General features: G+C 68.7%; 5 protein-coding genes. 2 read left to right on the forward strand and 3 right to left on the reverse strand.

Going from position 1 to position 6557, the window contains the following annotated elements:
• Window positions 1-54 precede the first annotated feature (54 nt).
• Together GJ630_RS14600 and GJ630_RS14605 are read left to right on the forward strand one after the other, a co-directional pair.
• Window positions 55-804: a 4-phosphopantoate--beta-alanine ligase gene (locus GJ630_RS14600; protein WP_014041020.1), complete on the forward strand. Its 750-nt coding sequence runs from the start codon at window positions 55-57 to the stop codon at window positions 802-804.
• Complete coding sequence (locus tag GJ630_RS14605; protein ID WP_191450168.1) at window positions 801-3353, forward strand: AAA family ATPase; 2553 nt, start codon at window positions 801-803, stop codon at window positions 3351-3353. The genes GJ630_RS14600 and GJ630_RS14605 overlap by 4 nt, the downstream gene beginning before the upstream one ends.
• Before the next feature lie 7 nt (window positions 3354-3360).
• Here the strand turns inward: GJ630_RS14605 and hutH are convergent, their stop codons facing one another.
• From hutH to GJ630_RS14620, 3 genes are all read right to left on the reverse strand, one after another.
• The gene (hutH, locus tag GJ630_RS14610; RefSeq protein WP_191450169.1) at window positions 3361-4935 is read right to left on the reverse strand and encodes a histidine ammonia-lyase; all 1575 of its coding nucleotides are present in this window, start codon (window positions 4933-4935) and stop codon (window positions 3361-3363) included.
• Window positions 4932-6194: an imidazolonepropionase gene (hutI, locus tag GJ630_RS14615; protein WP_191450170.1), complete on the reverse strand. Its 1263-nt coding sequence runs from the start codon at window positions 6192-6194 to the stop codon at window positions 4932-4934. The genes hutH and hutI overlap by 4 nt, the downstream gene beginning before the upstream one ends.
• Window positions 6191-6557, reverse strand: a 367-nt coding sequence (locus GJ630_RS14620; RefSeq protein ID WP_197427655.1) for an arginase family protein, incomplete at its 5' end; no start/stop codon positions are given. The genes GJ630_RS14620 and hutI, both read right to left, overlap by 4 nt.

Below are 6557 nucleotides of genomic sequence, written 5' to 3' on the forward strand. Positions count from 1 at the left end.
GCCCGGGACGCGCCTGACGGACGACTTTAGTACAGGGAGCTATCACTGGAACGTATGAGTGAGGACGTCGACCTCCCTGAAAGCCACCCCCGCTACGAGTCGCTTCTGACCCGCCACCGTATCGAAGCGGGCGTCGACCGCGGTATCACCTCCCGGCAGGGCCTCATCGCACAGGGCCGCGGCGAAGCCTTCGACTACCTGCTGGGCGAGCGCACCATCGACAGCGCCGACGACGCCGAGCGTGCCGCCGCGGCACACCTTCTGTCCGCCGAGCACGCCGTCGTCTCGGTCAACGGCAACGCCGCCGCCCTCGTGCCCGGCGAACTCGTCGAACTGGCCGAGGTGACCCGCGCAGACCTCGAAGTGAACCTGTTCAACCGGACCGAGGAACGCATCGAGGCCATCGCCGACTACCTTCGCGAGCACGGGGCGACGGACGTGAAGGGGCTCACCGCCGACGGGCGCATTCCCGGCCTCGACCACGAGCGCGCCAAGGTCGACGCCGACGGCATCGGCGCGGCGGACGTGGTGCTCGTCCCGCTGGAGGACGGCGACCGCGCCGAGGCGCTGGGCGAGATGGGCAAGACGGAGCTGGTCATTGACCTCAACCCTCGAAGCCGCTCTGCCGAGGTGGCGACGGTCCCCATCATCGACAACATCATCCGCGCGATACCAAACATTACCGAGCACGCCCGTAATCTCCGCGGTGAACCCGATGCCCAGCGGGACGCTATCGAGACGTTCGACGCCGATAGCGCCCTGACAGCCGCCGAGCGCACAATTCGGGAGGGTGACCTCGAATGAGCCTGCCGCCGTACATCTACGCCGACCGGCGGATACCCGACGAGGAAACCGTCAGGGAAACCCTCGACCAGCGGACGATGACCGCCTTCGGCGATACCGAGCGACTCGAACGGCTCCACCGGGTGTTCTATCCGGTGTTCAAAGTCGACTACGAGTACGAGACCGGCGAGGGGAAGCTGTTCGGCACGACGACGCGATCCGAGACCGCGTTCCTCGACGGTCTCTGGGCAGACAACGACCGGGCCGTCTCGCAGTACGTCGAGGACACTGATTCGGTGGTCCGCCGGCCGACGGGCGACTACGACTTCGGCCGCGACGACCCCGCGCTTGGCCGCTCCGTCCTGCTGCAGTTCCAGGTCACCGACGACGACGCCCGGTCGCTACTGCCCCAGCGTGTCGCCGAGTACCGCGAGCAGCGCCACGACTCCGCCTCGGGCGCGGCGAACGTGTTCCTCCGGAAGCTTCGCGAGTCCTACGGGCTCCCCGGGGATTTCGACCCCGACGGATTCGACGGCGTGACCGGCGTCGAGCGCCTGTATCTCCCCTTCTGGCTCGCCGAGTACCACTCGCCCGACAGCTCGGACGTCAAGCTCGTCACGTTCCGGGACCCGGACGCCCCGACCGAGGACCTGCAGCGCCACGGCTGGCTCGCGGAGTTTTTGAGCGCCGAACCCCGACGGCTGGCCGAGTACGGCTACGAGGTCAACCCGGACCGCCTCGAACGGAACATCCGGGAGCGGATCGACCAGTCCGACGAATCCGGCACGGCCGGGATGGGCGGCGATTCTGGCTCCGACAGCACCGACGGCCCGCCCTCGATAAACCGCGAACGACCCTCGGACGACGGGACGGTGGTCCAGCCCGACGGCGTCGATATGCAAGCCGACGGGCTGGTCGACCCAAACCCGTCCCGGAGCTTCGCCGATGTCGGTGGGATGTCCGAGCTACTTGAGACGCTCAACCACAAGGTCGTCCGGCCGCTGCAGGACCCAAGTGCCTTCGAGGAGTACGGCATCGGCGTCGTCAACGGCGTCCTGCTGCATGGCCCGCCCGGCTGTGGGAAGACACACGTCGCAGGCGCACTCGCGGGCGAGGTCGACCACGCCTTCATCGAGGTCACGCCCGCCGACGTGACCAGCAAGTACATGGGCGAACCCGCACAGAAAGTCGAGGAACTGTTCCAGATCGCCCGCGCGAACGCCCCCTGTATCCTCTTCATCGACGAAATCGACGGCATCGCCGGCGCACGCGACGGCGACAGCAACATGAACAGCAGCGAGCAGCAACTGGTCAACCAACTGCTCACCGAACTCGAAGGGATCGCCGACGAGGACGTGGTGGTGCTGGGCGCGACGAACCTCGTCGAGGACGTGGACGACGCGATCCGCCGCTCGGGCCGGTTCGACGAGCGCGTGGAGGTCCCGCCGCCGGACCCCGCGGCGCGAACGCAGATTCTGGAGATTCACCTCGCCGGCCGGCCGACAGCGGCCGACATCGACCTCGGCCCCGTCGTCGAGGAGACGGCCGGCTTCGCGGCCAGCGACATCGAACTCCTTGCCGAGGACGCCGCCCGAAAGGCGTTGCGGGCCGACGCCCCGATTGGGACGGACCATCTGCTGCAGGCCGCCACAGAGACCGACACCAGCATCCCGGACTGGGTCGACCCCGAGATGGTCGCCGAGAACGGCGTCGTCCAGCCCGACGGCGTCGACCTGCAGGCCAGTTCGCTCGTCGAGACTGACGCCGGACGCGACTTCGCCGACGTGGGCGGGATGGGTGAACTGAAGGACCGACTTGAAGACACGGTCCTCGATCCGCTTGAGAACGCCGAGGAATACGAAACGTACGGCATCGACGTGCTTTCCGGCCTGCTGCTGTACGGTCCGCCCGGCTGCGGGAAGACCCACCTCGTCGGCGCGCTCGCTGGCGAACTCGACCACAGCTTCGTCGAGATCAGTCCCGCAGACGTGACTAGCAAGTGGATGGGCGAGCCGGCCCGCAACGTCGCCGAGGTGTTCGAGGTGGCCCGCGCGAACGCGCCCTGCGTGCTGTTCATTGACGAAATCGACGGCATCGCGGGCTCGCGGCGCGGGTCGATGAACACGAGCGAGCAGCAACTGGTCAACCAACTGCTCACCGAACTCGAAGGCGCGGCGGCCGACGACATCGTCGTGGTCGCCGCGACGAACTTCGTCGAGGACATCGACGCGGCGCTGCGGCGCTCGGGCCGCTTCGACGAGCGCGTGGAAGTCCCGCCACCGGACGCCGAGGCTCGCAAACAGATTCTGGAGATCCACCTGCAGGACCGGCCCGTCGCCGGTGACATCGACTGGGACGCCATCATTGAACCGACGGCTGGCTACGCCGCCAGCGACCTCGAACTCGTCGCCGAGGACGCGGCGCGGCACGCCCTGCGAGACGGCTCGGAGATAACACAGGAGCATCTCGAAATCGCCGTCCGGGAGACCCATTCGAGTATCGCCGACTGGGACGACCGGGAGCGCTATCAGGGGGCTGAAGGGACCGCGGACCTGGGGCTTGGGTCCTGAGGCCGGGTCACTCTAGCCCTTCGTCGAGCGCCGCAGCAACCCGCTCGATGAAGGCCGGCGACTCGACGAGTGCGCCCGCGGCCTCGATGTCCTCGTGGATGGGTCGGTCCGCCGTTAGCTTCGGGACCACTGCACGGACGGCGTCGTAGGCCTCGGCCGACCCGACGCCCAGTTCGAGGGCGTCGTCGACGAAGTCGGCGGCTTGCGCCCCACAGCACAGCTCGACGCCGAGAATCGCGGCAGCGTTTCGGGCTGCCTTTCGGGCCAGATAGGCCGACTGCGCGCTCATGCTGACGTGGTCCTCCTGATTGCCGCTGACGGGCGTGTTGTCCATCGAGGGCCGGCCGAAGGACCGACATTCGTTCAACAGTGCGGCAGCGGTGTACTGTGCGATCATGTAGCCCGACCGGACGCCGCTTCGCTCGGTGAGAAACGGCGGGAGGTGTGGCTCCTGCAGATTCGGATTGAGCATCCGGTCCGTCCGGCGCTCCGAGATGGCCGCGAGTTCGGTGAGCGCGTTCGTCAGATAGTCGAGGCGCATGGCGAGTACCGCGCCGTGGAAGTTCCCGCCGGACAGCACGCCCGCGCTGTCGGAGCCGGAGGCCCGGTCCCCCACCGCCTCACGGGGGAACACCAGCGGATTGTCCGTCGCACTGTTGAGTTCCACCTCGACGGCCTCCCGGAGGTGGGCGACGGCGTCGCGGACCGCGCCGTGGACCTGCGGCAGACAGCGCATCGCATAGGCGTCTTGCACGCGGTCGCAGTTGCGGTGGGACTCGACCACATCGGAGTCGGCCGTCAGCCGCCGGATGTTTCGCGCGCTCGCGGCCTGGCCGGCGTGGGGCCGGACGTCGGTGATGGCTTCGTGGGACGGTACTGTCGAGGAGAGGGTCACCTCCGTCGTGAGCGCACCGGCGATGTCGGCGGCGGCGACCAGCCGTTCCGCGTCGGCGAGGAGGAGTGCGGCCACGCCGACGGTCAGTTGTGTCCCGTTGATGAGCGCCAACCCCTCCTTGGCCCGGAGCGTCACCGGTTCGAGGCCGACTGCGTCGAGCGCCTCGTCGCCGGGGAGTCGGTCCCCCTCGACCTCGGCTTCCCCCTCCCCGATGAGCACCAGCGACATATGTGCGAGCGGGGCGAGGTCACCGCTCGCACCGAGGCTGCCCCGCGACGGGACGACCGGGTGGACACCAGCGTCGAGCATCGCCACCAGCAGATCGACGACGGACTCACGGATGCCTGAATACCCCTTCGCCAGCGTGTTCGCCCGTGTGACCATCATCGCCCGGACTTCCTCGGTCGTCAACTCCCGTCCGACCGCGGCGGCGTGGCTCCGCAGTAGGTTCCGCTGGAGGGCATCGAGATCCTCGCGTGGGATGCGCTCGTCGACGAGGTCGCCGAAACCGGTGGTGACGCCGTACACCGCCTCGCCGCTGTCCAGCACGCTCTCGACGCGCTCGCGGGACTCACGGATTCGCTCGCGGGCGGTTTCGGCAACCGTGACGGTCGCGCCGTTCCGGGCGACAGCGACCACCTCGGCGGGCGTGAGCGACTCGCCGTCGAGGACAACTTCGGCGGTCATGGTTGCATATCCCGAGCGTATGACTCATGCGTTGGGGTGCTGACGACCGAGCCGTCTTTCAGGACGGTGTCGACGACGTTGGTCCCGTACTGGTAAGGAATGTGGACGTGACTCGGCGCGGCAAGGACGGCGACGTCACCGGGCGTACCCTCGCGGAGCGTCCCCAGCCCATCGGTCCTGTCCAGCGCGAGCGCGGCGTGTTTCGTTCCAGCGACCAGCGCTTCAGCCGGTGGCAGCCCCATCTCGACGCAGGCCAGCGACAGCGCAAAGCCCATGCTGTGGCTGTGGCAGTTCGGATTGAAATCCGTCGCCACCGCGACGGGCGCACCCCGGTCGCGGAACGCCGTCGCGTCCGCGTACGTTGCGCCGAGACCGAACGCCGTTCCGGGGAGCAACACCGGCGTCACGGCAGCGTCGACAAGCGCGTCGATGTCCTCGCCGGTCGCGTGCAGGAGGTGGTCGGCACTGGCCGCGCCCACGTCCGCCGCCAACTGCGTCCCGCCGATATGGGACAGTTCCTCGGCGTGGACCTTCGGTGTCAGCCCCGCGGCCGCGCCTGCTTCGAGGACCCGTCGGGACTGCGAGACCGAGAACACCCCTTCCTCGCAGAACACGTCGCAGAACTCGGCGATGCCCTGCGATTCGACAGCCGGAAGCTGCTCGTCGACGACCGCCGCGGTGTAGTCGTCGGCGTCCCACCCCTCGGGAACAGCGTGTGCGCCCATGAACGTCGGGACCACGTCGACGGGATGGACGTCGTCGGCCCTGTCGATAACTCGGAGCATCCGTAGCTCCGTCTCCGTGTCGAGTCCGTAGCCGGATTTCACCTCGACTGTCGTCGTCCCGTGAGCGAGCATGGTGTCGAGATGGGCCAGCAGGTTCGACAGCAGCGTTTCCTCGTCGGCTTCCCTGACCGCTCGGACCGTTCTGAGGATGCCGCCGCCTTCGGCGAGGATGTCCTGATAGGACTTCCCGCGCAGTTTGGCGGCGAACTCGTCCGAGCGGTCGCCGGCGAACAGCGCGTGGGTGTGGGGGTCGACGAAGCCCGGAACGACGGCCTGACCGTCGGCGTCGACAGCGTGGTTGGCACTCTCCGGCGGGTATTCGGCGGTCACCTCCGCGGTCGGACCGACAGCGGCGACAGTGCCGTCCACGATGGCGACTGCGCCGTCCTCGTAGGTCTCCAGTCCGCGGCCGTCCGCCGCCGGGCCCGCGACGAGTTCGGACGCGCCGTAGACCACCGCATCGAGGGTTGTCATCGGTCACCTCCCAGGCCACTGAGGAAGTGTGCGACGGCGCGGGCACCGGCGCGGGCGGTCCGGTTCCCGGCGTCCAGCGGCGGCGCGCACTCGACTATCTCGAAGCCGGCGATACGGTCGTCGGACGCCACGCGGCCCAGCATCCGGAACAGTTCTCGCGTCGAGAGGCCGCCCGGCGTCGGCGCGCTCACGCCCGGCGCGGCTGCGGCGTCGAGCACGTCGAGGTCCAGACTCACGTAGACGGCGTCCACGTCGCCGAGCGCGGCAAGCGCATCGTCCACCGCGCCGGCAGGGTCGCCGGCCACCGACTCCGGCGGCAGGACCGTCCCGCCCTGCTCGGCGAGGTAGTCGTGGTACGCTGTC

The sequence above is a fragment of the Haloarcula sp. CBA1122 genome, assembly GCF_009741785.1.
Taxonomy (GTDB): Archaea; Halobacteriota; Halobacteria; order Halobacteriales; family Haloarculaceae; genus Haloarcula; species Haloarcula hispanica.

Excerpts from the sequence above, each read along its gene's own strand:
- GJ630_RS14600 (WP_014041020.1), top strand. The coding sequence starts at position 55 with ATGAGTGAGGACGTCGACCTCCCTGAAAGCCACCCCCGCTACGAGTCG.
- GJ630_RS14605 (WP_191450168.1), top strand. The coding sequence starts at position 801 with ATGAGCCTGCCGCCGTACATCTACGCCGACCGGCGGATACCCGACGAG.
- hutH (WP_191450169.1), bottom strand. The coding sequence starts at position 4,935 with ATGACCGCCGAAGTTGTCCTCGACGGCGAGTCGCTCACGCCCGCCGAG.
- hutI (WP_191450170.1), bottom strand. The coding sequence starts at position 6,194 with ATGACAACCCTCGATGCGGTGGTCTACGGCGCGTCCGAACTCGTCGCG.